The sequence below is a fragment of the Pseudoalteromonas sp. Z9A6 genome (assembly GCF_011378805.1).
Classification (GTDB): domain Bacteria; phylum Pseudomonadota; class Gammaproteobacteria; order Enterobacterales; family Alteromonadaceae; genus Pseudoalteromonas; species Pseudoalteromonas distincta.
The window spans coordinates 13,732-38,705 of sequence record NZ_WTKZ01000033.1; the positions used below are offsets into that span (position 1 = coordinate 13,732).

The following is a 24,974-nucleotide window of genomic DNA, read 5'->3' on the forward strand; positions in this document are numbered from 1 at the left end:
CAAATTTCTACCTAATTAAAACAACTTTTTAAGTGATTCATGCAACTAAACTAAATCAATTGAGTCTTAGCTAGATAGAGCGTTAAAAAAGGCTTTCTAAGCCCGATTTTAGCGTAGTTTAAGGTCAGTTTAAATCTACAAAACACTAGTATTCGTACATTATTAAGTATATCCTGCAATATTATGTATTTATTATCTTGACAGCAGAAAAAGGCACGTTATGGTTCACGTGGTTCACACGCTCCCCAAAAAACACAAATTGCTTATTCTAGGTTTGGTTTCTGCTATTGTTGGCTTAGCCTTTCTTCCTTCTGAAAAAGCCACTGCATCCAAAGACAATAGTGCAAATGCACTAGAAATTGGTAAGCGCTATGAGTTACAAGTTAAAGTTGATAACAACGAAAAATTAACTGAGCTAAATTCAGAGCAAGCAGCAGAAAAGTTACCAGAATACGACTTTGTCGATCATAAAGTTAAAAATGGCGACAATTTAGCAATTATCTTCAAACGTGCTGGTTTTTCAGCTCAAACGCTCCATAAACTAATTAACACTAACGCAGAAACGCGCAAGCTAACTAAAATTCACCCCGGTGAAATACTTAGCTTTGCGACAGCTGAAGATGGCTCTTTGGCTCAACTGCGCTATGTAATTTCAAAAACCGATACTTTATTTGTTACCTTAAATGAAGAAGGTAACTACGATACAGCTATTGATAGTAAAGAAATTGAAACGCTAACCAAAACCGCTGGCGGCGAAATATCTAACAACTTTTGGACCTCAGCAATAGCGGCTGGTTTAAGCGAACGTCAAATAATGAACTTTGCTGACATATTTGGTTGGGATGTTGATTTTGCAAACGACATTCGTAAAGGCGATGTGTTTGGCTTAATTTACGAGTCTCACTATGTTGATGGCGAGTTTATTGGTACCGGTAAAATTATTGCCGCTGAATTTGTAAACCAAGGTCAGCGCTTTGCAGCGATTCGACATACCGATGGCAATTTTTATACGCCTGAAGGGCGTAGCATGAAAAAAGCATTTTTACGTGCACCTGTAAGCTTTAAGTATATTAGTTCGAGCTTTAATCCTCGTCGCTTACACCCAGTTACTGGGCAAGTTAGAGCGCACCGTGGTATCGACTTTGCGGCACGCACTGGCACACCGGTGGTTGCATCAGGTAACGGTAAGGTAGTTAAAGCGGGTTACAGCAAGTACAACGGTAACTACGTATTTATTAGCCATGGCACACAATATGTAACTAAGTACTTACACCTAAATAAGAAACTAGTTAAAACGGGCCAAAAAGTTAAACAGGGCCAACAAATTGGTACTGTAGGTTCTACGGGTCGTGTTACTGGCGCGCATTTACACTATGAATTTTTAGTAAATGGCGTTCACCGTAATCCTAAAACAGTAAAACTTCCTAAGTCAGAGCCACTACCTCGCTCAGAACTTGCTAAGTTTAAACCGATTGCAGATAACTTTATTGCCCAACTTGAGCGCAATCGCGAGCTACAGTTAGCACTTAAATAATGTTTATTAATAAACATTAAAAAAGCCTTTGCAGGTTAAACCTGCAAAGGCTTTTTTGTATACGCTAAAAACCATTAGTACATCAGTACATAAATGAGCTGAATCACTAAAGACACCATCACTAATGGCCAAATATATTTACTGTATTTGGTTGCGCTGTTGAGCCCTATTTTACTTTGATACTTTTCAAGCAAGGGTATAAGTATCGCCAGCGCAGCAAACAAACCAATTAAAATAACGAATATATTCATATCAATGCCCTACTTATGGTAGCTCATGGCCTTTAGCGCTTACATAAAGTGCATACCAATGCTCACGAGTTAGTTGTACGTTTACAGCATCACAAGAGGCTTTAATACGCTTGGCATTAGTTGTTCCAATAATAGGCTGAATAGATGCGGGATGGCGCAGTAACCATGCAATAACAATAGCCTCAGCAGAAGTATCATAAAGTGCAGCCAGCTTATTAACTAAAAGACTGGTGTTTATATCAGCCTGAGATGCGTTTGATAAATCACTACCGCTGTATAATCCTTGGCATAGACTGCCCCAGCTTTGAATTTGAATTTCAAAATGACGACAGTACTCAATACTACCTGGCGTAAAATTAAGATCTTTACCGTCACTGTTACCGGCATATACACCTTCATCAACAAACTGATGTTTTTGCAAACTAGCCTCAATTTGGTTAGCCACAATTGGCATATCAAGCGCATGTTGTAAAAAGTTCATTTGGTGCTGCTGCATATTAGACACTGCAAAATTGCGCACTTTACCGCTTTCTTTTAAGCAACTAAATATACGAGCAATCTCGTTAACTTCCATGAGTGGATCAGGGCGATGCAGCATAAGTACGTCTAAATAATCTGTATTTAATCGTTTTAATGATGCTTCAACTGATTGCTCAATCCACTTTGATGAAAAATCATAACGCTTTGGCCCTAAGTCATCTTCAAAACGAATCCCACACTTAGATTGAATATACATGTGCTCTCTAAGCTCTGGTCGCTCACTTAATGCTTTACCAAAAACCAGCTCTGCTTTACCAAAAGTATAAATATCAGCATGGTCAAAAAAATTAATACCACCTTCAATGGCGTTATCTATACATTCATGAGCTTGCTTAACATGTGCATCAGTGATTGCGTCTTTATTCCAACCGCCTCCCAGACCCATACATCCAAATACAAGTTTACTAACGTGAGGCAAGTGCTTTGCTAAAGGCGTGTGAAGCATGATAACTATCCTTAAAATGTTGAAGAGCTGTTACTGTAAACAAAAAGTGCTGAACAAGAAACCATTTAGCGGTGAACAAATTAAGAACAAAAAAAAGCGCAGTAAACTGCGCTTAATGGTTAATCTATTTTAAATTACATTTTTAGCCAACAAGTGCTAATAAAATACCCGCAGCAACTGCACTACCAAGTACACCCGCTACGTTGGGTCCCATTGCATGCATAAGTAAAAAGTTATGTGGGTTGCTTTCAAGGCCAACTTTATTAACTACTCGTGCCGCCATTGGCACAGCCGATACACCTGCCGCCCCAATTAATGGATTTATAGGCGTTTTAGATATTCGGTTAAGTCCTTTTGCCATAAATACGCCAGATGCCGTACCAATTGCAAAAGCCAGTGCGCCAAGCACTAAAATACCAATCGTCTCAACAGTTAAAAACTTATCTGCAGCAAGCTTTGAACCAACAGCTAAGCCTAAAAATATAGTTGTAACATTGATGATTTCGTTTTGAGCACTGTTACTTAATCTATCAACAACACCCGACTCCCGCATTAAGTTACCTAAACAAAACATACCTACAAGCGGTATAGCAGCCGGTAAAAACATTGCCGTTAAACTAAGTACCATAAGAGGAAAAATGATCTTTTCCTTTTTAGATACCTTACGTAATTCAGGCATCTTAATTTGGCGCTCTTCTGGTGTGGTTAGCGCACGCATAATTGGCGGCTGAATAATTGGCACAAGTGCCATGTATGAATATGCAGCTACTGCTATTGCGCCTAGTAAATCAGGTGCCAGTTTTGATGCTAAAAATATTGCTGTTGGCCCATCGGCACCACCTATAATGGCAATAGCCGATGCGTCCTGTAGAGTAAATTCAAAACCTGGCACATAGTTAAGTAATATAGCGCCAAACAATGTAGCAAAAATACCAAACTGTGCAGCCGCACCTAATAACAACATACGTGGGTTTGCAATAAGTGCGCTAAAGTCGGTCAGCGCCCCTACTCCCATAAATATCAACAGCGGAAAAATCCCCGTATCAATACCCACATAATAAACGTAGTATAAAAGCCCACCTGGGTCTGACAAACCTGCCACTGGTACATTTGTTAAAATTGCACCAAAACCAATAGGTAGTAATAATAGTGGTTCAAAGCCTTTAGCTATCGCTAAAAACAGTAATAAACACCCTACCGCAATCATTATTAACGATGGGATTGTAAAGTTAGCAATGCCTGTCGCATTCCAGAGGTTTAAAATACCTTCCATCCTCTATTTACTCCTAAGCTAATGCAATCATAGCGTCGCCGGTAGTTACAGCATCGCCTTCACTAACTAACACTTCAGCAATTGTTCCGGTATGCGTAGCGCGTATTTCAGTTTCCATTTTCATGGCTTCCATAATAATCACTACATCGCCTTCGTTAACAACTTGCCCAGCTTTTACCTTAATCTTAAAAATATTACCGGCTAGAGGCGCGTTAAGTGTTTCACCTGATGCAACCGAAGCAGACTGAGGAATGTGCTCAGAGTCTTTTAATGTTACTTCCTTAAGTTCACCACCTTGCGCTACTACTACGTCATAAACTTTACCATCTACTTTTACGCTGTATTGCTCAGCCTTCACTTTGTTACTATTTGAAACTGATTTAGAAGGTGCTTTACTGCTTTTATCTTCAACAGAAGGTACTGGCTCAAATGCATCTGGGTTGTTGCGGTTTTTAATAAACTTCAAACCAACTTGTGGGAATAATGCATAAGTTAATACGTCATCAATTTGATCATCAGCAAGTGTTAAACCTTGCTCTTGTGCTTCTTTTAATAACTCAGCTTCAAGCGTTGCAAGCTCAGGTGCAATGTTATCAGCAGGGCGACAAGTAATAACTTCCGCTCCATCAAGCACGCGCTCTTGTAGCTCTTTATTCATTGGTGCTGGTGTTAAGCCATATTCACCTTTTAATACGCCAGCAGTTTCTTTAGTAATGGTTTTATAACGCTCACCCGTTAGCACATTAAGTACCGCTTGAGTGCCAACAATTTGCGACGTTGGTGTTACTAAAGGTAAAAAGCCAAGATCTTCACGTACACGTGGGATCTCAAGTAAAACCTCATTAAGCTTATCGGCTGCGCCTTGCTCTTTAAGTTGGTTTTCCATGTTTGTAAGCATGCCACCAGGTACTTGAGCTAATAAAATGCGCCCATCAACCCCTTTTAAGCTACCTTCAAATGCCGCATATTTTTTACGTACATCTCTAAAGTAAGCAGCAATTTCTTCTAGGTGGTTTAAATCAAGCCCAGTATCGCGCTCAGTCCCTTCAACTATCGATACAATAGTTTCAGTTGCGGAATGTCCATAAGTCATACTCATTGATGAAATAGCGGTATCGAGCATATCAATACCAGCATCAATTGCTTTTTGGTAAGTAGCAGTACTTAAACCTGTTGTAGCGTGGCACTGCATAGCAATTGGAATTGATACAGTTTCTTTAAGTGCTTTAATTAGTTTTTCAGCATCGTACGGCTTTAATAAACCCGCCATATCTTTAATACAAATTGAATGACAACCCATATCTTCAAGCTGTTTTGCAAGAGTTAGCCACATATCAAGTGTATGAACTGGGCTAACTGTGTACGAAATAGTACCTTGAGCATGAGCGCCTACTTTTACAGCCGCTTTAACAGCTGTTTCTAGGTTGCGAACATCGTTCATTGCATCAAATATACGAAATACGTCAACGCCATTTTTATGTGCACGTTCTACAAACTTTTCAACTACGTCATCAGCGTAATGGCGGTAACCTAATAAGTTTTGACCGCGTAATAGCATTTGCTGTTTAGTATTAGGCATCGCTTTTTTAAGTGCACGAATACGCTCCCAAGGATCTTCGCCTAAATAACGAATACACGAGTCAAATGTAGCACCGCCCCACGATTCAATAGACCAATAACCCGCATCGTCTAATTTGCTAGCAATCGGTAGCATATCGTCTAGGCGCATACGCGTTGCTAATAATGATTGGTGAGCATCGCGTAATACCAATTCTGTTAATTTTAATTTAGCCATGTGTGTGCCCCTTATTTATTATTTGATTTGTACTGAGCAATGGCAGCACTAATAGCAGCGACGTGCTCATTAGGCACACCTTGAGATTTAAAAGATGGTGATTTAACTGGTGTCGCCACGTCAGGTTCGCTTAAGCGCGTCACCAAATTAGACATAAGCGTTACTGCACCAATTAATATCGACAGAAATACAAACACCCCAACCATGCCAGTAAGCATTAAGTTACCAGCCGTTGTGAGTAGAGCACCTATATCCATTTTTCTCCCCTTGAAACCCATATCGAAAATAAAAAATCGATTTAATTAAATATTTATTCACTGGATAATAACAAAACTAATCGCTTTGTCTACATCTTGTAAATTGGTAAAACCAATTAAACAATACACAACATAACACTCAATTAATTTACATGCTATAACTCAGCAATCACGCGCCCTACAATACATACAAGAAATAACGACTATAGCTAATAGTTATATGGAAGTTGTTAATTAACTATCAAGCTAAGTAAAAATAAACACCAACTTTTAATATTAAATGCAAAGCCATTGCCACTTGTTAATTGGTCTTACCAAATAAACCCTATTTAGTGAATATTTAGCAGTTATTTGCAACAGTGTGAATAACTTACATAACAAAGCGTAAAAGTTACTAACCAACTAATAACTAGAACAACAGTAAAAAACCATAACCAATTGATATTTATAAAAAATAAACTTTGGCATATAACTGGCATTAGTTGTTATGAGCAAATTTGATAACCAAGGAGAAAACAATGTTACGCTGGACAATTACATTTTTAGTTATTGCTTTAATCGCTGCAGTGTTAGGTTTTGGTGGCATCGCAGGTGCCGCAGCTGGTATAGCAAAAATTATATTTTTTATCTTTTTAGTACTTTTAGTGATTTCATTAGTTTCAGGTGCACTACGTGGTAAATCACCCAGGTAGATAAAGCATTCAACTAACAAACACTAAAATTAATTAATACTTACAAGGAATTACACTATGAACTCTACAACTTTAAAAGCAGCACTAATCGCAGTATTTGCAGGTTTTTTCATGATGGGTTGTGAAGACAACCATGCAGAAGACGCTGGCGAACGTATCGACGAAGCAGTAACTGACGTGCAAAACTCTGTTGAAGATGCATGTGAAAATGTTAAAGAAGGCGTGAACGCTGAAGAAACTAACTGTTAATTCTTCTTGTACCGCTAAAAAAACGGCTTTCGAGCCGTTTTTTTGTGCCAGTAATAAAATCACTGACTATAAAGCTGCTCATTTAGCAGTTAGCTTGTTAAAATAAAAAAAACGATATTTAAAGCAAGGCAAAATGGCATTCACAACCACCTACACATTAGATAAACCCTACTTTTACGAGTGTTTTGATGAGTCACTCCCTTATAGTAAGCGTGCAAAACCTAAATACTTTTTACTTGTGTTGTTAGTTGCGCTTGGTTTATTTGGCATTTATGTTTTAGATGATCATTACTTAGGATCGTTTATGATCATGTTAGCGGTACTCGAATGCGTCGCTTTTTACTATCGCAGACCATGGTGGGTAACCAGACAAATGCTCAGCAGAGCATCAGGCTCTGAGGTAACACTTACCTTTGATGAAGAAGGTATTAAATCTGCTAATCATTACAAAAGCTATCAATTAGAATGGCAAAATATAAGCGAAGTAATTGACACCCAGCAAGGTATTATTATTAAAAACAAAAGCGGCATGCAGTACATATCAAAACAAATACTTAGTCCTGAAACACTCGCTTTTATAAACAAAAAAGCCACTCAGTGAGTGGCTTTTAGTCTAGTTGAGTTAATTACTCAACTACGTATACGTGTTGATTAAGCATTGCCCGGATTAGGGTTCGACTTTTCAGCTTGTATGCGCATGTAAATCTCTTCACGATGCACTGATACGTCTTTTGGTGCATTAACACCGATTCGAACTTGATTTCCTTTAACACCTAGAACAGTAACTGTTACTTCGTCACCAATCATTAGGGTTTCACCTACTCTACGAGTTAGTATTAGCATTCTCTTGCTCCCATGTTCCAATAAAAATTATAAGATTCCGCTTAAACATACTAATGAAAATTAGACTGAAAAGTAAGTAAAAACTCGCAATCTATCCATTTTCTGTTAAAAATGCCTTGTGTAATGCACGAACAGCCAACTCTAAGTACTTTTCATCTATTAAAACTGAAATTTTAATCTCTGAAGTCGAGACTAAAACCACATTAATATTTTCCTGCGCTAATGCATCAAAAAATAAACTAGCGACACCAGAATGTGATTTCATACCCATGCCAACAGCAGAAACTTTAGCTACTGCTTGCAATCCGCTTATATTTTGAGCACTGAGCTGAGCTTGATCTTCACTCAATAATTCAAGTGCTTGCAGATAATCATTCGAGTGCACAGTAAAAGCATAGTCTATTTTTTCAAAGTTATGATTAACTTGATTAATCATATCTATTTCGATGCCATTTTCGGCAAAAAGTTTCAATATTTTTGAAAGATATTGCGTGCCCGTTGGCACACCTTGTACCTTAATTAAACATTCGTCACGATTAAACGCAATCCCCGATACAACCTTGCTTGGCATATCGTTCTCCTCAAAACTTATTAATGTACCTTCATCGGGATTAAAGCTCGAAAGCACCCTAAGTGGCACATTATGTTTTCCTGCGGCTTCTACTGAGCGAATATGCAAAACTTTCGCCCCTAAACTTGCCAGCTCTAGCATTTCGGCAAAGGTAACTTGGCTCATTCTGCGCGCGTTAGGTTCAACACGAGGATCTGTAGTATATACGCCGTCAACGTCTGTATAGATCTGGCATTCGTCAGCTTTTATAGCCGCTGCTATTTCTACAGCCGATGTATCGGTGCCGCCGCGCCCAAGCGTTGTAATGTTGCCCTCAACATCACGCCCCTGAAACCCAGCAATAATAGCAATACGATTATGCTCAAGCTCATGCTTTAAACGCGTAGCAGCAACCTCTGCAATACGAGCTTTACCAAACATGTTATCGGTTAAAATATTGACTTGATCGGCTAATAGGCTCACAGCAGAGTGGCCACGTTTTATAATAGCCATAGCAAGTAGTGATACAGAAACCTGCTCTCCGGTGCTAATTAGTACATCTAGTTCACGGCTACTCGGGCGAGTATCAATTTGTTTGGCGAGATTAATTAAGCGGTTGGTTTCTCCCGACATAGCCGAGAGCACCACAACCACTTGATGTCCTTGTTGTCTGGTTTTTACAACAAGGTCGGCGACTGCTTCAATTCGCTCTATTGAGCCGACCGAAGTGCCACCGAATTTTTGAACAATAAGCGCCACTTAGGCTTAAGTACGCTCAGTTAACCAAGCTGTAACGCTATCTAGTGCAGCAGCAAGGTTTTGTGGCTCACTACCACCAGCTTGTGCCATATCTGGACGACCGCCACCTTTACCACCTACTTGGCCTGCCATGTGGTTAACTAACTCACCGGCTTTTACTTTGCCTGTTAAGTCTTTAGTAACACCAGCAATTAGGCTTACTTTGTCGCCACTGGCAACACCCAGTGCAATAACACCTGAGCCAATTTTGTTTTTAAGGTCATCAACCATACCGCGAAGCGCTTTAGATTCAGTACCTTCAACGTTTGCTACAAGTAGCTTAACGCCGTTAATTTCAACAATCGAGTCAAGTAAAGACGCGCCAGCTGCACTTGCTAACTTATCGTTAAGTTGCGCAATTTGCTTTTCAAGACCTTTAGACTTTTCAAGTAACGCAGTAACTTTTTCAAGTACCGATGCGCTATCGCCTTTAACTAAAGCAGCTACATCATGTAATTGTTGCTCTTGCTCGCTTACATAAGCAATTGCCTCTGCACCTGTTACCGCTTCAATACGGCGAACACCAGCAGCAATACCGCTTTCAGATACAATTTTGAATAAACCAATGTCACCCGTACGCTCTACGTGTGTACCACCACAAAGCTCGATTGAGTAATCACCAATAGTCACAACGCGTACTTCGTCATCGTACTTTTCGCCAAACAGTGCCATTGCACCTTTGGCTTTAGCATCATCAATTGCCATTAGCTCAGTGTTAAGAGCAAAGTTACGACGAATTTCGTCATTCACTACGCGTTCAATTTCGCGCAGTTCTTGTTTGGTCACCGCTTCAAAATGTGAGAAGTCAAAACGCAGACGATCTGGCTGCACAAGTGAGCCTTTTTGCGATACGTGCTCACCTAAAAGCTGACGCAGTGCTTCATGCAAAATATGCGTAGCGGTGTGGTTTTTCTTAATACTGTCACGGCGCGCATCGTCAATAGTCGCATCCACTTTATCGTTAACGCCAATACGTCCTTGAACTGTTCCATGATGAGCAAAAGCATTACCCAATTTAGTGGTATTCGTTACATTAAACTCACCACCGGCAACAGTAATTGTTCCGCTATCACCAATTTGGCCGCCTGATTCAGCGTAAAACGGAGTACGGTCTAAAACAATAATACCTTGTTGACCATCTTCAAGTAACGATACCGATTCGCCACCGGCAAAAATTTCTACCACAGTGCCACGGTAATGATTACTATCATAGCCTTTAAAATCAGTGTGCTTATCTGATTTTAATTGCTCATTATAATCTGCACCAAATTTGCCTGCTTGCTGTGCTGTTTTACGTTGCACTGCCATACATGCTTCAAAACCTTGATGGTCAATGGTCATTTGGCGCTCACGCGCTACATCGGCTGTTAAATCGGCAGGGAAACCATAGGTATCGTAAAGTTTAAATACTAAGTCACCTGGGATCACATCCCCGGTTAAATCACTCAAGCTTTCTTCTAAAATAGCTAAACCACGCTCAAGCGTTTTACCAAACTGCTCTTCTTCAATACGCAGTACTTTTTCAATAATTTCTTGTTGCTTAGCAAGTTCTGGGTACGCTTGACCCATTTGCTCAATAAGTGCAGCAACCAATTTATAGAAAAACGCGCCTTTAGCACCTAACTTGTTACCGTGGCGCACAGCACGACGAATAATACGGCGTAATACATAACCACGGCCTTCATTTGAAGGCATAACCCCATCTGAAATTAAAAATGCACACGAACGAATATGATCCGCCACTACGCGAAGTGATTTATCATCCATATCTTGTGCATTGGTAACGCTTGCAGCGGCCGCAATTAAGCCTTGGAATAAGTCGATTTCGTAGTTTGAATGCACACCTTGTAAAATAGCTGAAATACGCTCAAGGCCCATACCTGTATCAACAGATTGCTTAGGAAGTGGCTCCATAGTCCCGTCGCTTTGACGGTTGTATTGCATAAATACTAAGTTCCAAATTTCAATGAAACGGTCACCATCTTCTTCAGGTGTGCCCGGAGGACCGCCCCAAATATGCTCGCCGTGATCATAAAATATTTCAGAACATGGACCACAAGGACCGGTATCACCCATAGACCAAAAGTTATCGCTAGTTGCAATACGAATAATACGATCTTCAGGTAAGCCTATATCGTTAGCCCAGTAGCCAAAGGCTTCTTCGTCATCATGGTAAATAGTTACTAACAGCTTTTCTTTTGGTAGTTTTACAACCTCAGTTAAAAACTCCCACGCAAATTTAATTGCATCTTGCTTAAAGTAATCACCAAAGCTGAAATTACCTAACATTTCAAAAAATGTATGGTGGCGAGCAGTGTAGCCTACGTTTTCTAAATCGTTATGCTTACCGCCAGCACGTACACAGCGCTGCGAACTTGTCGCACGTGTATAAGGGCGGCTTTCTGCGCCTAAAAATACATCTTTAAATTGCACCATGCCGGCATTATTAAATAACAACGTGGCATCGTTACCCGGTATAAGCGAGCTAGAAGGTACTATTTGATGTTGCTTGCTGGCAAAAAAGTCTAAAAACTGTTGCCTAATTTGTGCGGTAGTCATGTGCTGCATTTGAAAGTCTCACCTGTATTTACTGTGCTTGCATTGCAAAATTAATTTCATCGTAGCTAAAACCCCGATACATTAAGTAGCGCACGCGCTTAGCTTTATCTTTGTAATCGAGGTCTGGCGGTGTATTCGAATATTTTTTATTGTACGCATCCTGCGCAAGCTCAAACCAATCTATTTCAAGCTCTTCAACTACCATTTCAAGTAGCGAACGATCAATCCCTTTGCCCATAGCTTCGCTTTGTATTCGCTTAAGCCCGTGGCATTTAAATATGTGTTTTCTTACAAAGCCTTCACAGTATCGCTGCTCGTTAATAAAATTGTGCTTTTCGCACCAATCAAGCAGCGTTTCAATAAACTCTTCTGTCGCTTCTTTTTGCTGTAATTTGAGCGTTAACTCACGACGCGAATATTCTTGGCGCCCTAGTAACCAAAGTACATAGTTTTTTAGTTTTTGCTTTAATTTATCATCCATTAAGCGTCAAAACGTCCGCTTGTTTCACTGCTAAGTGGCTTAACATTAATGTCGTCACTTAATGGTACAACAGGCATAAAAATGGCTTGATAAGATACAAAAAAGCTAATGTAGCAAATCGGCATTAAAATCAACAGTGGTAAGAACGATAAGAACATCGAAAGCGCCATAAATAATGCGCAAATAAGGCCAAAAACGCCAAGTGGCAAAATGTTATGATAAAACACCATTAACGATTTTTTAAGCGCCGTTAAAATGCGTGTTTCTTTACTAAAATAAACAAGTGGCACAGCGTACGCAAATGCCGTTAAATAAATTAGCATTGCCATAAAAAATAAAATTACATTCGCGCCCGAAATACTCTCAAGCATTTGTTCTAGCGCTACGTTTGGATCAAGTCCTGGCTGGCTCATAACAGCCACTGCATCGGCAAATAAGCCATTAGCAAGTAACGCCATTAAAATGCCCGCACCCATTTGGTAAAGCGCCAAACGTAATAACCCTAAACGATTTCCCTTAGCCGTAAATGGCTTGAGAATATCGGCTAGCATAATTTTTCCGCCCTGCTGCTTACTAAGCACCGCTTGGTAAAACCCTGCGGTTAAAAATGGCGTAGCTAGCGCTGCCACAACTTGCAGCAGCGGTAAAAATAAAGATAGCAGCCCTACAATGCCAATAAATAAATGCATAAAAATAAAGGTTGCTGGCTGGGTTTTAAAAATAAGCCATCCGGCTTTTAACCACTTTAGCCCTGCATCGGCTTTAAAAATTCGTAATTGTGTAGACATACTTGCTCTTAATTTAAAACGAAACACGCCAAGTATAACTTGGCGTGAGGGGGTATTAATAGACGAAACGTAATTAAATGATTAAGGTTTTTTAATTTTCTTAATATCTAACATATGCGCGCCATGCTTAATTTTTGTTTCTAGGTACGATTTATTACCAGCAACACCCGCTTTAATGTGCGCATGTGTGCCCACAACCGAGTCAACATTAATACCGGCATCTTTTAATGCGTTAAGCTTTTTAGGATTATTGGTCATTAATTTAACGTGGCTTAAATTAAGCGCATTGAGCATTAATACCGCATCCGAAAAGTCACGTAAATCATCAGCAAAGCCTAAATGATTATTGGCTTCGTAGGTGTTCATACCTTGCGATTGCAATACGTAAGCATCAATTTTGTTGTATAAACCAATGCCACGGCCTTCTTGGCGTAAATATAATAAAATACCGCCTTGCTGGTGCATCATTTCAATACATTCATTTAGTTGCTCACCACAATCACAACGCGATGAGTAAAATACATCGCCCGTTAAGCATTCTGAATGCATACGAATAAGCGGTACATCTTGCTTTGTATCAGCGTTGTTAAACACCATAGCAATATGTTCTTTACCATCATTTAAATCAGTAAATGAGATTATTTCTGCAGGGATATCACTATTTCTGCCAACATTAAGCTGGACTCTTGCTCTTACTTGCGCCACGACAAATCCAAATATTTAAATAACTACGACACGACAATAAAGTGATAATATCACAAGATAGGATGAATACACCGTAGTACAAGACTGTTTATGGCAAATATATGGCGACGACAGGCGTTATTTTCAATGATTGTTAAGCAATAAATTAATACAAATAACAGCCAATGTTATTTACGTTGATTTACCTTAATCAGTGACACCTACAGACGCGTTTGGTATTTTGTATTTTAAACAACGATAGGGATTATTATGAAACGTCAACAACTCGCTTTATTTATAGGCTTAAGTTTATCTGCTTTGTGCGCAACAACTTTAAGTACTACAGCACTTGCAAGCCAAGCAAGCGATCCTCAAGCGGTATTTACCCAAGCATACCAAAGCTATTTAGCAGCAGTTAAAGCAAATAAAAACGTACAACAAACTGCTAAGCTTGCTTACACATCGGGTAAAACTGTTTATGGCAAAAGCTCAGATAACACCGCTAACTTAGCTATTAACTACGCTAAAGCCATTAAAGGCTTCGCCGATGAGCTAAATGAGCAGCGTTATACCCTTTATAACGAAGCCCATACTATTTTAGCTGCAAACCACGGCAAACAATCAATAGAAACAGTTGATGCACTGCTCGGAAAAGCTAACTACACAACATCAGCATATCAAGCCGCTAACCTTTTAGAACAAGTAATCGAAATAGCTAAAACACAAAATAACCCTAAGTTTGTAGCCGATATGAAATTAGAAGCGGCAACGCTACTGGCTAGAAAGCATAGCTCTAAAAAATATCGAGAAGCTAAAAACTACCTAGAAGAAGCCGACGAGTACTACCAAGAAAACTTACCCGAAAACTCACTAGAGCGCATAAAAGCCGATTTTTTAATGGCCTCATTCGCAGAAGGTCGTAAAAAATACAATCAAGCGATTGAAAGGCTAAACCGTATAGTTACTGTATTCGATACTAACTTAAACTTTGATCACAGCGCAGAGCTAAGCGCTCACTCTAAGCTTATTGGCCTGTACGAAAAACAAGGTAAAAGCGAAGAAGCAACTAAACACTGTCTAGCCATTGCTAAAATGGTGCCATGGAAAGAATCGCAAGAGCAAACACCACTTTACCGTGTTAATCCTAAATACCCAGTTAACAAAGCCAGATCTAGTACCGATGGTAGCGTTGTTATGGAGTTTGAGGTAGACGCAGCTGGCTTTGTAAAAAACCCAAAAGTACTTAGCTCAGAAGGCGGTAGAGCATTTGAAAAATCAGCCAAAGCAGCGCTTGAGCAATGGCGTTACGCGCCAAAGTTTGAAAATGGCAAACCTGTTAGCGCTATTTCTCAGGTACAACTCGACTTTAAAATTAACCGCTAAGCTAAAATATAAAAGCGCCATTTGGCGCTTTTTAACTTTATAAATTAGTCCTAAATTTTAGCGAGTATTTTATCGCTAGCCGCTTCTATTAAATCGAGCACATTTTCAAAGCCACCATCGCCGCCGTAATAGGGATCGGGAATAGCGCTTTGGGCTTGCTCGCCATATTCTAAAAACAGCGCTAATTTGTACTGTAGATGCTCAGGGCACTGGGCTTTTAAATCAGCTAAGTTTTGCGTATCGGCCGCTAAAATTAAATCGAACTCAGTAAAGTCACTTGTACGCACTTTACGTGAATAAATACCTTTAAAGCTGTAACCGCGCTTCTCCCCTGCTGCCATTGAGCGACCATCAGGCGTTTTACCTTCGTGATAACCAATAGTGCCTGCCGAATCAACGTTAACGTTAACGCCTAGCTTTTTAGCGCGGGCTTTTAATACCGCCTCTGCGGTTGGCGAGCGGCAAATATTACCTAAACACACTATGAGTACTTTTTTCATTAAGGCTCCTCCAACTAATTTAAAAACCTAAGCTTTAAAACTGTTTTAAAATGCTTTCATCGTAATCTTCAACATTAAGCGTTACGTTATGTTGCGCTGCAACAGATTCAAGCTCAGCTTGTTTAATGGCTAAATCGTCCATGGTGATTAGGTTATCGTCTAGCTGCCACAATAACCGAGAGCCCGCGTAGCTATAATGAATCGCTAATAACGCATCAGCATTACCTTCACGGCCAGCGGCTTTTAACTTAGCCATTTTACGGGTTATTTTATTAAGTGCTTTTTTAAGCTCCCACACATAAACAACTTCAGTCATAAAGCTATGTGTACGGTATTTATTAAGTAACCACGCAAGCCCAACGCTTGTAATAGCAACGCCTATTAAGTTCCAATGAAAGTGGCTGCCACTTTCATCAGGAAATAAAGCAATCAGCGTTTGCGATATAGCCAAGCTGCCTACAGCCAAACCAATACCACATCCTGCAATAACACGGTTTAAATGTTTACGGTAACGCGCTTTATTTATTTCAATGAGTTGCATAACAGCCTAAAAAGTTAATAAGTAAAAGAATGCGAATGGCTATTGTAACTAAACCCCACATTTTTTATAAAATTATTTCACCCCTTTTTGATTTGCCACCCGTTATAGCTTTGAAAACACCCTAATAGTAGTGGTCAATAAAATTTGGAGCGGCTTATGCACACACTTGAAGCACCTAACAACCCAGTATTTATTAAAACATCGAGCGCCGTTATTGGCGGCGCCGCAATGACCTTTGCAGCTTTTGCGTTTATGCAATATTTAATAAGTGGCGAGCAACGCGCACCGGTTAAACCAGGGGGCGATATTATAGTAGAGATTTTTCAGGCACCTGAGGATTCAAAAGTCAGGCATATACAAAAAATACAGCCGCCACCGCCAATGCCTAAAGTGCCGCAAAAAGCTCCACCGCTTGATGCATCAGCCGATCCTGTGTTGGCAATTAGCGACCTTACGCCAGTTACAATTGACGATTTTGGTGGCGACATTAACAATACCATTAATCGCCCTACAGGGGATGCAACACCCATAGTGCGCATAAACCCTAAATACCCAACTACAGCCGCGCGCGATGGTATTGAAGGTTGGGTACAACTAAGCTTTAGTATTTCGCCAACGGGTGAAGTAATCGACCCGGTAGTTATTAACGCCGAGCCAAAACGCACCTTTGACCGCGAAGCAATAAGAGCTATTAAACGCTGGAAATATCGCCCCAAAGTAATTGAAGGTGTGGCACAATTACAAACAGGTCAAACTGTACAGCTCGATTTTAAATTACAACAATAAAAGCGATGAGCCTATGCTACTAAGTATTAAGTCATGGTTATTTGAAACGCCAAGCAAGGACTGCATGGCAAGTTACGCAAAAAGTGGCGACAATCGTTACTTAGAGCAGCTTATTGCCCTCTACAGTAACGACTTATACCACTACCTTGTTACGCAATCTAATACGCATTTAGCATACGACGTAAGCCAACAAACATGGCTAAAAGTAATCGAAAAACGCCACCTTTACCAATCCCAAACCACACCCAAAGCGTGGTTATTTAAACTTGCCCGCAACACACTCATTGACGAATACCGCAGGCAACAGCACTTTGTAGAGCTTGACGAAAACACGCATTTAGCAGCACAAAATGATAAAAGCGAAAGCGATTTAAATAGTGGTGACTTAACTAGTGGAGACTCGCATATAGGCAGCTCAAATATTAGTTATGACGCGTTCGACGCCGCGCTAAAACAACTCAGCTTTGTACAGCGTGAAGCCATAACATTACAACAAGAAGGCTTTTCGCTCACCGACATAGAACTTATAACGCAAAGCAGCCTCGAGACCATTAAAACAAGGCTGCGCTATGCCAAGCAAAACCTTAAACGTTTATTAGGAGCAAACAATGAACAAGCCTGATGAGCCGTTTGATCAAAAGCTCACACAACATTACAAAGAGCGAAAAGCGCGCACAACACTTACAAGCACTCAGCAAAAAGCGCTAGTTAAAAAGGCCACGCACACAAAGCCTAAAAAGTTCGGCTTTACGCTGCAGCTAAACAGCCTTGCCTGCGCTCTGAGTGTATTTGCTTTTATTGTGTTTGATAATAACAACAGCATAAATACCACGCCTAAAACCGTACATAACACCGCACTTAACACTATAGACATTCACGACTATTCAATTATTAAAACACACGAAATAAACCAAGCTGGTAGCTACGCAAGCTCTATTACAGAGCAAAAACACGCGCTCGATAGTCAATTAGCTAACGATTTACGCCGCCACCAACAACGCCACATAGAATACGGCACTCTAGTGAAGGTAGATAACGACTGGTACATAGCCAGCTGTAATGACGAGGTGCTAGTGCAAATTAAGCATTCACTGTTGAGTGATTTAAAGGGTAAACACGCGGTTGAAAGCGATATAAATACCGGTGATATGCTCGCCATGGCGCATAACAGCAAAGGGCAAATTATTGCGCTTAAACATGCGGGTAATGGGGTTAGGCAGTGTGGGGCTTAGGTTGGTTTGGCTCAGTTAAGGTTGGTGGTAATTTAGATAAATATTACCACCGAGAACACAGAGGCGCTACGCGCTGCACAGAGATAGTTAACTATCGCCCATGTAATCTAATAGTGAGGAAAGCTCTATAAAATCACGATATTGCTCTTTAGTAATTTTGTTGTATTCATCTTTGATATAGATTGTATTAGCTCAAATCTAACAGTCACCATTAGAAAAATGGGTAACTGTCAGATCAAGTCTGAGCTAGTACAGCTAAACAAATCACTGTTAATGATTACTGCTTTAAAAGTCGCTTTTCTGGATTATTTAAGTACTTTAAGCCAATGGTAACTATGCGTGTATGCACCATTGTTATAACGCGTATTTGCACATTACCAATAACAACAATATCGCTTTTACTGACTTCTCCTGAAAGCTTTTGGTTAATTACTTCTTCCAAACTTATGCCCTCTGGGGCGTCTATGTGCATATGGTAAGAGTAAAATATATCGCCTACCAACGTTACCCCTTTCACTTTAAGTTCGTTGTGCGCTAAGTGGCTATCTTGATGGTTTGTTTTATCAGTTGCTGTAAAAACTAAATCAACAAAAGGTCTGTTATCTGGTTTTAAAACAACAAATAAATGATCGTTTGGTTTTAACTTAGTTGAGCCTCGAGGCGGTATGATTGACGGACCCCGTGTAATCATAGCAACAACCACACTCTCAGGAAGTGCAGCATGTGACAAGTTGCGCCCAGAAACCCGAGAAACGTCACTTAAAGTGTATTCTACAATTTCTATATCAATATCGTTTAGTGCTGTGATTTCGAGTGTTGCAGCAGCCAAATCAGGTGGCGGCTCTACTAAGTTTAGTTTTTTAGCCATCCACGGCATTGTTGAGCCCTGTAACGTGGCTGAAATTAACACCACGAAAAAAACAACGTTAAAAATAAGTTCTGCCCCTGAAAGGCCAAATAGTAATGGGAATATAGCTAAAATAATGGGTACTGAGCCTCTAAGGCCAACCCAAGATACAAACAAGGTTTCGCGATTATTAAAGCCAAACAGTTTTAAAATAGGCGCTACCGCTAATGGGCGAGCAACAAAAATGAGTGCCAGTGCAATAAGCAGTCCTTCTAACCATACATCAACCAATGACGACGGATTAATAAGGAGGCCTAATACAACAAACATGGTTATTTGCCCAAGCCATGCTAAGCCGTCATGAAACAGAAAAATACCGCGTTTATATACAAATTTACTGTTCCCTAAAATAACACCCGTTATAAAAACAGCTAAAAATCCACTGCCGCCGAGCGTTGCAGAAAGGCCAAATGAAAGCAGTCCAAATGCGGTTACCATTACTAAATACAAACCCGATGCATTTAGTTTAATTCGATTAATAAACCAAACCGATATTTTACCAATTAAAAGACCACAAATAGCGCCAACACCCATTTGTTGAGCAAATAACTGTAGTAAACCCAGCCCTACTGGCATGTCATTAACGAGCATTTCGAGCAAACCAACCGTTAGAAAAATAGCCATTGGATCGTTCGAGGCGCTTTCTATTTCAAGGGTCGATTTAAGCTTTTTATTCAAGTGAATACCCGCACTTCGTAAAAGTGCAAACACGGCTGCAGCATCTGTAGAACCAACAATGGCGCCCAGTAATACACCTTGTAATATGGGTAGGTCTAAAATATAAGTGGCCACAAGGCCTGTAATTACAGCGGTAAATAACACACCGATGGTTGCTAAAGCAGACGCGGGTTTCCACACTTGTTTAATTGAACTGGTGGGCGTTTGTAAGCCACCATCAAATAGAATAATAGCAAGCGCTAGAGTACCCAGAGCATGTGCGGCCTCTGCGTTGTCGAATGAAATACCTGCAATACCATCTTCACCTGCGAGCATACCTACAAGTAAAAATAGCACCAGCACTGGTAAGCCAACGCGTGCAGATAACTTGCTCGAGATCACTCCAAGTAAAATTAAAATGGCACTAACGAGAATGATATTATCAATTACAAACATAGTGTGGGTTTACAGCCTTATATGAGTTAAAAAGTAAGAATTTATAGCTACCAAAAAGCTTAAAGCTCATGCTATACAATAACCTAAAAAATATAAATACGGGTACTTCAGTCTATATTTAAATAGTTTATTTAATAGCTAGAGCGTCGTTAAGTTTGGTATTACTAGCCTCGGTCTTAATTTAAAAACAAAAAAGCCTGCAATAAGCAGGCTTTTGACTATTTAAGTAATTGTATTTTATAAAACAATAATACTTGTTATTAAGTACGCTAAAAACGTAAGGCCGCCACCAAATAAGGCATATGGTAGCTGCGTTTTAACGTGGGTGAGTAAGTCACACCCCGATGCAATAGCCGATACAGCGCTGGTGTCGGATATAGGCGAGCAATGATCGCCAAATATACCACCACCCAAAATAGCACCTACCACAAGCGACGGTGGTAAACCTAGCGCTTGAATAAGTGGCACACCAATTGGGATTAATATAGCAAACGTGCCCCACGATGTACCCGTAGTAAACGACATAACTGCGCCGGTTAAAAACAGCACCGGTACTATTAAGTAAATAGGTAAATAGTCGCCAACAAGTGACGCTACAAATACACCAGTACCCAACTCTTTTAAGCTTGCGCCAAGTGTAAGCGAAAGCAGTACAATGGCGACCAGTGGCATTAATTCGCCCATACCTTTAAAGCCGGTATCAACTAATTGATGATGGGTAAATTTACGTGAGCCAATCATTAAAAAGTAAGCGACAACAATGGCTAAAACCGTTGCATATAATACTGATTTAGAGCCGCTGCCCTCGGCTAATACACCATTACCGGTGTAGTACATAAAGCCAACCATGCTGGTAATAAGCGTAATAAGCGGGATTAACATGTAACGCGCTTTAGAGCCTTTTACTTCTTCTTTTAAGTCAGTTGTTTGAAGCTCTAGTTTTTCTTCGGCTTCTTTCATTGGGCCATGCACTTTATCAAACGCGATGGTGTAAAAAACAATGGCAAGGGTAATTATGGCGTAAAAGTTATACCCTACGCTGCCCCATAACACCGATACAGCCGACTCACCTAGCTCGTAGTTACCTAACAAACCAAGTACAAACGCACCCCAGCCATTGAGTAGTATTAAAATACACACTGGCGCACTGGTGCTATCAATAATGTACGCTAGACGCGCTCGGCTCATTTTAAATTTGTCGAATAAGCCACGCGATAAAATACCCGAGGTAAGTACGCTCAAGTTAGATTCTATAAACACTGCAATGCCGGTAAACATGGTTAAAAAGCCCACTTGGCGCTTACTTTTTGCAATTCCTTTGTTCATTAGCATATTAACAGTTGCTGCAACGCCGCCAGATTCGCGAATGTAGGCAAGCAGTGCACCAATTAAAATACTAAATATTAATATGCGTGTATTACCTGGCGAGCTGGCAACCGAAATAATACGTTCAATGGTATTTAAAAAAGTGTCAAACAAGCTATTACCTTCGCCCTGAAAGGCAAGTAAAAACTCAGAAGAAGCAACAGCAACAAGTAGCGCCATAATCACTTCTTTTCGCCAAAACACGATAGCAATCGCAATTAGCGGCGGTAAAATAGAATACCAATGCATAAAAAGTTAACCTTAATTATTAGCGAGCCACTCTCGCTTTGTACGCGTTTTATCGCTTATTTGTTAAGCCTAGCAGCATAAACTGGCTTAGATTTGTAAACCGCTTAGCTTAATGGATTGCCTTACTCAAGTCACCTGTAAATAAATCACTTAGAGTAATGCTGTTAGTACGTTTTAACCTATACGATAGCTTATTGATTTAGTAGCGCTTCATAAATAAGCGACACTACCGATCCGTACTGCGCGGTTTCAAATTGTTTACCTGTAAATTCGTAACGTTTTTGCGAGCCTTTAATTGCACTGTGGCGAGCATTGGTAAGTAAAACAATAGCCAAGTCGTAAGCGGGGTCAATTACGGTCACTGTACCCGTCCAACCTGTGTGGCCATAAGCCTGCGCGCTTGCATAAGGGCCAAAGTGCCAGCGCCTTGCTTGGTTGTTACCAGCAAGTCTAAAGCCAAGCCCGTAGGTCTCATCGCTTGGTTGCGGCGTTAAAAATTGCGCTAAGGCGCTTGCACTAAATAATTGTTGGTCGCCGTAGCCACCATTATTTAGTAATAGCTGGCAAAGCACCGCTAAGTCATGAGCATTACTAAATAATCCTGCATGCCCTGCTACGCCATCAAGAGAATAGTAAGCGCGCTCATCATGCACTTGGCCTTGTAAAACACTGGTGCGAACATTATCAAACTTAATACGCCCGTCTCGTGTGTTGCCGCTAAGCTCAGTGGCTGCAAATTGCTGCGGCTTAAAGCCTTTTTTAAGTGGATTAAATAACGTGTTAGTTAATTTTAATGGCGCGTACACTTGCTGCTCTAGGTATTCGTCAAGGGGCTGCCCAGTTATGCGCTCAATGAGTACGCCTAAAATCATGTAATCAATATCTGAGTAAACATGCTGCCCAGATGATTTACTACTAAAAGGCACGCTGGTAAGTAATAGCTGTTTGGTGGTTTTACTGTTTTGCGAATAAAACGCGTCGCCGTAGCTGCCATCTTTACGATGAAAGTCAAATACTGGCGGGTATCCGGCGCTGTGTGTGAGTAAGTCTTTTACTGTGCGCTTTGCTCGCCCTTCACCTTTATATTCGCTTAGGTAGCTTTGTACGGATTTATTAATATTTAATAACCCTTCGCTTACTAATTTCATAAGTGCAAAGTTTGTGGCAAATATTTTGGTGTTTGAGGCAAGATCAAACAAAGTATTAGTTTGCATGGGCTCTGGGCGAAGTAGCATTAAATCACTTTGCTGATATTGCTTTGCATCGCCATAGGCGGTTAACTTTATTAGCTCACCATTTTTAATAACGGCCAATACAGCCCCAGGAAAACCTGCTTTTACATCGCGTTCAATTAATGTGTCTACTTCATTGAAATCTATATGCTTTTTTGGTTCATCGCTTAAAGTAGGAAATGCAAAACGCAGCGTTAAACTTGCGCCAGCAGGGAGAATATTTTCAACTTTAAAGGTATTAACACCGTTGTGAGTATTTTTTGCCAAACTGTAATTGTATAAGGTGTTGGCGCTTAGTTGGTTAACGTCGAGCTTTTTATTATTAATGTAAATATCGGCGCTTTGTGCGTTGTGGTTTTGTATTAATAATTGCCCGCGCCCTTTGTAAGCTTTAAACGTTCCTCGGTTATTTACATAAAACCGGCTACTTGGATTTACCTCAGGAAACGTTACAACCACTTGTGCATTAGGCAGCTCTACAAGCTGGCTTTTTGTAAGTGGTAGCACCGAGCTAATAGGCTCAGGTGGTGTACTACAACCCACAATAATAAAGCTCAATGCCACTATAAATGCTTGTTTGATATAACCATACCTTTGATTTTTTAAAGCAATAAACATGCTTAGCCCTTATTTATATAACAAGTAAGGCGCTCTTTGCGCTTTAAATTGTGCAAGTCCCGCCTGCCAGCTTTGTTTTATTTGCGCTTCTGATTGCCCTGCTTCAATAGCTAAGCGCAATTTATTAGTACCCGCTAGCTTATCCATAAAGTCAGCACGCTCAAAAAACGAGATGTTATTTTTACTAAGCTCCGTGTACGCATTTATTAAGTAAGTTAAATTTAAACCTGTAATATTTGCTTGTCTTAAATCGAGCCCTTGCACGGTTTGGTTTTTAAATTTAGGGTTTAAAGCAGCGCCTTTAATTGCGCGCGGTGTAAAATTAAAATCACCTAATGCTACTGGCGAATAGCCAATTACTTGAAATGCAAAGTCGGTGCCTCTACCAATGCTAATAGGCGTTGCCTCAAAAAAGCAAAGTGATGGGTAAAGCGCAATGGCTTGATCGTTAGGTAAGTTAGGGCTGGGTTTTACAGGCAAGCTGTATGTACTTTTGCGAGTGTAATGATCAACAGGGATCACCGTTAATTTTAAATCGGGCGCTTTATTGATCCAGCCCTCGCCCTTGATCATTTTGGCAAGTTCGCCAACGGTCATGCCGTGTAAAACAGGAATTGGGTGCATTCCTACAAACGATTTAAATTCTGGCTCTAATATTGGCCCATCAACGTAGGCAATATTTGGGTTGGGCCTGTCGAGCACTAAAAATTCTATCCCCTGCTCTGCAGCGGCTTCCATCATGTAGTGCATAGAGCTTATGTAGGTATAAAAACGCACTCCCACATCTTGAATGTCAAAAATAATCACATCAACATCGGCTAAAGCAGCTTGGCTTGGTTTTTTATTTTTACCGTAAATAGAAATAAGTGGAATACCTGTTTTACCATCAACGGCATTTTTCACATGGGTGCCCGCATCGTGATCGCCACGAAAGCCATGCTCAGGTGCAAAAATTTTAGTTATATTAATATTTTTAGTCAGCAGCGCATCTACTAAGTGAGTTTGCCCCACCATTGATGTTTGATTAACGACTAGCCCTACACGTTTATTTTTTAACTGCGGTAAATATTTAGCATATTGTTGCGCACCTACTACAAGTGAGTTATTAACTTCGTGGGCGTGCACGCTTGCAATAAAAATGGCGCTAAAAATAAAAAATAAAGTAATAAATAGGGTTTTAAACATACTGCAATATCCTTTTAAACAAGGCGTTTAAAATAACATAGCTAAGTTTAAAGAGCAGCTCAGGTTTTAAGAATTAGCGGTCAGCGGTCAGCGGTCAGCGGTCAGCGGTCAGCGGTCAGCGGTC

General features: G+C 40.3%; 25 protein-coding genes. 8 read left to right on the plus strand and 17 right to left on the minus strand.

Annotated features, from left to right (window positions below; all coding sequences use genetic code 11):
* Nucleotides 1–220: 220 nt before the first annotated feature.
* Nucleotides 221–1,534, plus strand: a complete 1,314-nt coding sequence (locus tag GQR53_RS12860; protein ID WP_002962558.1) for a peptidoglycan DD-metalloendopeptidase family protein — start codon at nt 221–223, stop codon at nt 1,532–1,534.
* Between the two features lie 74 nt (nt 1,535–1,608).
* Here GQR53_RS12860 and GQR53_RS12865 read toward each other — a convergent pair whose 3' ends face one another.
* The 5 genes from GQR53_RS12865 to GQR53_RS12885 all read right to left on the minus strand — a co-directional run bounded on the left by GQR53_RS12865 (nt 1,609) and on the right by GQR53_RS12885 (nt 6,095).
* Complete coding sequence (locus GQR53_RS12865) at nt 1,609–1,785, minus strand: hypothetical protein (RefSeq protein ID WP_165744111.1); 177 nt, start codon at nt 1,783–1,785, stop codon at nt 1,609–1,611.
* Nucleotides 1,786–1,798: 13 nt separating this feature from the next.
* Nucleotides 1,799–2,770: an aldo/keto reductase gene (locus GQR53_RS12870; RefSeq protein ID WP_165744112.1), complete on the minus strand. Its 972-nt coding sequence runs from the start codon at nt 2,768–2,770 to the stop codon at nt 1,799–1,801.
* Nucleotides 2,771–2,912: 142 nt separating this feature from the next.
* Nucleotides 2,913–4,043, minus strand: coding sequence for a sodium ion-translocating decarboxylase subunit beta (locus GQR53_RS12875; RefSeq protein WP_008134608.1), 1,131 nt, complete (start codon nt 4,041–4,043; stop codon nt 2,913–2,915).
* 13 nt (nt 4,044–4,056) lie between these two features.
* Entirely contained in the window at nt 4,057–5,838 is a 1,782-nt protein-coding gene (gene oadA, locus GQR53_RS12880) for a sodium-extruding oxaloacetate decarboxylase subunit alpha (RefSeq protein WP_165744113.1), read from the minus strand.
* 11 nt (nt 5,839–5,849) lie between these two features.
* Nucleotides 5,850–6,095: an OadG family transporter subunit gene (locus GQR53_RS12885; RefSeq protein WP_165744114.1), complete on the minus strand. Its 246-nt coding sequence runs from the start codon at nt 6,093–6,095 to the stop codon at nt 5,850–5,852.
* Nucleotides 6,096–6,613: 518 nt separating this feature from the next.
* Here GQR53_RS12885 and GQR53_RS12890 point away from each other — a divergent pair.
* The 3 genes from GQR53_RS12890 to GQR53_RS12900 all read left to right on the plus strand — a co-directional run bounded on the left by GQR53_RS12890 (nt 6,614) and on the right by GQR53_RS12900 (nt 7,637).
* Complete coding sequence (locus GQR53_RS12890; RefSeq protein ID WP_002961939.1) at nt 6,614–6,787, plus strand: DUF1328 family protein; 174 nt, start codon at nt 6,614–6,616, stop codon at nt 6,785–6,787.
* A 57-nt stretch (nt 6,788–6,844) separates the two neighbouring features.
* Entirely contained in the window at nt 6,845–7,036 is a 192-nt protein-coding gene (locus GQR53_RS12895) for a hypothetical protein (RefSeq protein WP_002961938.1), read from the plus strand.
* Nucleotides 7,037–7,169: 133 nt separating this feature from the next.
* Complete coding sequence (locus GQR53_RS12900) at nt 7,170–7,637, plus strand: YcxB family protein (protein WP_165744115.1); 468 nt, start codon at nt 7,170–7,172, stop codon at nt 7,635–7,637.
* 50 nt (nt 7,638–7,687) lie between these two features.
* On the opposite strand, the gene csrA is transcribed toward GQR53_RS12900, so the two are convergent.
* The 6 genes from csrA to ribA all read right to left on the minus strand — a co-directional run bounded on the left by csrA (nt 7,688) and on the right by ribA (nt 13,760).
* Nucleotides 7,688–7,879: a carbon storage regulator CsrA gene (csrA, locus tag GQR53_RS12905; RefSeq protein WP_004587515.1), complete on the minus strand. Its 192-nt coding sequence runs from the start codon at nt 7,877–7,879 to the stop codon at nt 7,688–7,690.
* A gap of 91 nt (nt 7,880–7,970) precedes the next feature.
* Complete coding sequence (locus GQR53_RS12910; protein ID WP_024597680.1) at nt 7,971–9,188, minus strand: aspartate kinase; 1,218 nt, start codon at nt 9,186–9,188, stop codon at nt 7,971–7,973.
* Nucleotides 9,189–9,194: 6 nt separating this feature from the next.
* A complete protein-coding gene (gene alaS / locus GQR53_RS12915) occupies nt 9,195–11,795 on the minus strand; it encodes an alanine--tRNA ligase (protein WP_165744116.1) in 2,601 nt (866 codons plus the stop codon).
* Nucleotides 11,796–11,814: 19 nt separating this feature from the next.
* Nucleotides 11,815–12,267 (minus strand): regulatory protein RecX, encoded by a 453-nt coding sequence (locus GQR53_RS12920; RefSeq protein WP_002961933.1) that lies wholly within the window; start codon nt 12,265–12,267, stop codon nt 11,815–11,817.
* On the minus strand, nt 12,267–13,055 hold the full coding sequence (locus GQR53_RS12925) for a BPSS1780 family membrane protein (protein ID WP_024595741.1): 789 nt from the start codon (nt 13,053–13,055) through the stop codon (nt 12,267–12,269). Before GQR53_RS12925 ends, GQR53_RS12920 begins: the two co-directional genes overlap by 1 nt.
* Nucleotides 13,056–13,136: 81 nt before the next feature.
* Nucleotides 13,137–13,760, minus strand: coding sequence for a GTP cyclohydrolase II (gene ribA / locus GQR53_RS12930; protein ID WP_165744117.1), 624 nt, complete (start codon nt 13,758–13,760; stop codon nt 13,137–13,139).
* A 249-nt stretch (nt 13,761–14,009) separates the two neighbouring features.
* Here ribA and GQR53_RS12935 point away from each other — a divergent pair, with 249 nt between their 5' ends.
* A complete protein-coding gene (locus tag GQR53_RS12935; protein ID WP_165744118.1) occupies nt 14,010–15,122 on the plus strand; it encodes an energy transducer TonB in 1,113 nt (370 codons plus the stop codon).
* A gap of 50 nt (nt 15,123–15,172) precedes the next feature.
* Here the strand turns inward: GQR53_RS12935 and GQR53_RS12940 are convergent, their stop codons facing one another.
* Entirely contained in the window at nt 15,173–15,622 is a 450-nt protein-coding gene (locus GQR53_RS12940) for a low molecular weight protein-tyrosine-phosphatase (RefSeq protein ID WP_165744119.1), read from the minus strand.
* A gap of 34 nt (nt 15,623–15,656) precedes the next feature.
* On the minus strand, nt 15,657–16,163 hold the full coding sequence (locus tag GQR53_RS12945) for a DUF3087 domain-containing protein (RefSeq protein WP_024606258.1): 507 nt from the start codon (nt 16,161–16,163) through the stop codon (nt 15,657–15,659).
* Between the two features lie 156 nt (nt 16,164–16,319).
* Here GQR53_RS12945 and GQR53_RS12950 point away from each other — a divergent pair, with 156 nt between their 5' ends.
* From GQR53_RS12950 to GQR53_RS12960, 3 genes are read left to right on the plus strand one after another with little or no spacing between them, the layout of a single operon-like run.
* A complete protein-coding gene (locus GQR53_RS12950; protein ID WP_165744120.1) occupies nt 16,320–16,949 on the plus strand; it encodes an energy transducer TonB in 630 nt (209 codons plus the stop codon).
* Nucleotides 16,950–16,962: 13 nt separating this feature from the next.
* Nucleotides 16,963–17,571, plus strand: a complete 609-nt coding sequence (locus GQR53_RS12955) for a sigma-70 family RNA polymerase sigma factor (protein WP_165744121.1) — start codon at nt 16,963–16,965, stop codon at nt 17,569–17,571.
* Nucleotides 17,558–18,181 (plus strand): hypothetical protein, encoded by a 624-nt coding sequence (locus GQR53_RS12960; protein WP_165744122.1) that lies wholly within the window; start codon nt 17,558–17,560, stop codon nt 18,179–18,181. The genes GQR53_RS12955 and GQR53_RS12960 overlap by 14 nt, the downstream gene beginning before the upstream one ends.
* A 277-nt stretch (nt 18,182–18,458) precedes the next feature.
* Here the strand turns inward: GQR53_RS12960 and GQR53_RS12965 are convergent, their stop codons facing one another.
* The 4 genes from GQR53_RS12965 to GQR53_RS12980 form a co-directional block, all read right to left on the minus strand.
* Nucleotides 18,459–20,201: a potassium/proton antiporter gene (locus GQR53_RS12965; protein WP_165744123.1), complete on the minus strand. Its 1,743-nt coding sequence runs from the start codon at nt 20,199–20,201 to the stop codon at nt 18,459–18,461.
* Between the two features lie 237 nt (nt 20,202–20,438).
* Nucleotides 20,439–21,815, minus strand: coding sequence for a Na+/H+ antiporter NhaC family protein (locus tag GQR53_RS12970; protein ID WP_165744124.1), 1,377 nt, complete (start codon nt 21,813–21,815; stop codon nt 20,439–20,441).
* A gap of 191 nt (nt 21,816–22,006) precedes the next feature.
* Nucleotides 22,007–23,665 carry a penicillin binding protein PBP4B gene (gene pbp4b / locus GQR53_RS12975; RefSeq protein WP_165744125.1) on the minus strand — a complete coding sequence of 553 codons (1,659 nt, stop codon included), beginning with the start codon at nt 23,663–23,665 and terminating at the stop codon, nt 22,007–22,009.
* Nucleotides 23,666–23,674: 9 nt separating this feature from the next.
* Nucleotides 23,675–24,850: a DUF1343 domain-containing protein gene (locus GQR53_RS12980; protein ID WP_165744126.1), complete on the minus strand. Its 1,176-nt coding sequence runs from the start codon at nt 24,848–24,850 to the stop codon at nt 23,675–23,677.
* Nucleotides 24,851–24,974: the final 124 nt, after the last annotated feature.

What these genes read in the sequence shown, in the direction of transcription:
- pbp4b (WP_165744125.1), bottom strand. Translation starts at nt 23,665, where the DNA reads ATGTTTATTGCTTTAAAAAATCAAAGGTATGGTTATATCAAACAAGCA.
- GQR53_RS12965 (WP_165744123.1), bottom strand. Translation starts at nt 20,201, where the DNA reads ATGTTTGTAATTGATAATATCATTCTCGTTAGTGCCATTTTAATTTTA.
- alaS (WP_165744116.1), bottom strand. Translation starts at nt 11,795, where the DNA reads ATGCAGCACATGACTACCGCACAAATTAGGCAACAGTTTTTAGACTTT.
- GQR53_RS12870 (WP_165744112.1), bottom strand. Translation starts at nt 2,770, where the DNA reads ATGCTTCACACGCCTTTAGCAAAGCACTTGCCTCACGTTAGTAAACTT.
- GQR53_RS12900 (WP_165744115.1), top strand. Translation starts at nt 7,170, where the DNA reads ATGGCATTCACAACCACCTACACATTAGATAAACCCTACTTTTACGAG.
- csrA (WP_004587515.1), bottom strand. Translation starts at nt 7,879, where the DNA reads ATGCTAATACTAACTCGTAGAGTAGGTGAAACCCTAATGATTGGTGAC.
- GQR53_RS12885 (WP_165744114.1), bottom strand. Translation starts at nt 6,095, where the DNA reads ATGGATATAGGTGCTCTACTCACAACGGCTGGTAACTTAATGCTTACT.
- GQR53_RS12925 (WP_024595741.1), bottom strand. Translation starts at nt 13,055, where the DNA reads ATGTCTACACAATTACGAATTTTTAAAGCCGATGCAGGGCTAAAGTGG.
- GQR53_RS12980 (WP_165744126.1), bottom strand. Translation starts at nt 24,850, where the DNA reads ATGTTTAAAACCCTATTTATTACTTTATTTTTTATTTTTAGCGCCATT.
- GQR53_RS12955 (WP_165744121.1), top strand. Translation starts at nt 16,963, where the DNA reads ATGCTACTAAGTATTAAGTCATGGTTATTTGAAACGCCAAGCAAGGAC.
- GQR53_RS12890 (WP_002961939.1), top strand. Translation starts at nt 6,614, where the DNA reads ATGTTACGCTGGACAATTACATTTTTAGTTATTGCTTTAATCGCTGCA.
- oadA (WP_165744113.1), bottom strand. Translation starts at nt 5,838, where the DNA reads ATGGCTAAATTAAAATTAACAGAATTGGTATTACGCGATGCTCACCAA.
- GQR53_RS12860 (WP_002962558.1), top strand. Translation starts at nt 221, where the DNA reads ATGGTTCACGTGGTTCACACGCTCCCCAAAAAACACAAATTGCTTATT.
- GQR53_RS12970 (WP_165744124.1), bottom strand. Translation starts at nt 21,815, where the DNA reads ATGCATTGGTATTCTATTTTACCGCCGCTAATTGCGATTGCTATCGTG.
- GQR53_RS12945 (WP_024606258.1), bottom strand. Translation starts at nt 16,163, where the DNA reads ATGCAACTCATTGAAATAAATAAAGCGCGTTACCGTAAACATTTAAAC.
- GQR53_RS12960 (WP_165744122.1), top strand. Translation starts at nt 17,558, where the DNA reads ATGAACAAGCCTGATGAGCCGTTTGATCAAAAGCTCACACAACATTAC.
- GQR53_RS12940 (WP_165744119.1), bottom strand. Translation starts at nt 15,622, where the DNA reads ATGAAAAAAGTACTCATAGTGTGTTTAGGTAATATTTGCCGCTCGCCA.
- GQR53_RS12865 (WP_165744111.1), bottom strand. Translation starts at nt 1,785, where the DNA reads ATGAATATATTCGTTATTTTAATTGGTTTGTTTGCTGCGCTGGCGATA.
- GQR53_RS12950 (WP_165744120.1), top strand. Translation starts at nt 16,320, where the DNA reads ATGCACACACTTGAAGCACCTAACAACCCAGTATTTATTAAAACATCG.
- GQR53_RS12935 (WP_165744118.1), top strand. Translation starts at nt 14,010, where the DNA reads ATGAAACGTCAACAACTCGCTTTATTTATAGGCTTAAGTTTATCTGCT.
- GQR53_RS12920 (WP_002961933.1), bottom strand. Translation starts at nt 12,267, where the DNA reads ATGGATGATAAATTAAAGCAAAAACTAAAAAACTATGTACTTTGGTTA.
- GQR53_RS12875 (WP_008134608.1), bottom strand. Translation starts at nt 4,043, where the DNA reads ATGGAAGGTATTTTAAACCTCTGGAATGCGACAGGCATTGCTAACTTT.
- GQR53_RS12895 (WP_002961938.1), top strand. Translation starts at nt 6,845, where the DNA reads ATGAACTCTACAACTTTAAAAGCAGCACTAATCGCAGTATTTGCAGGT.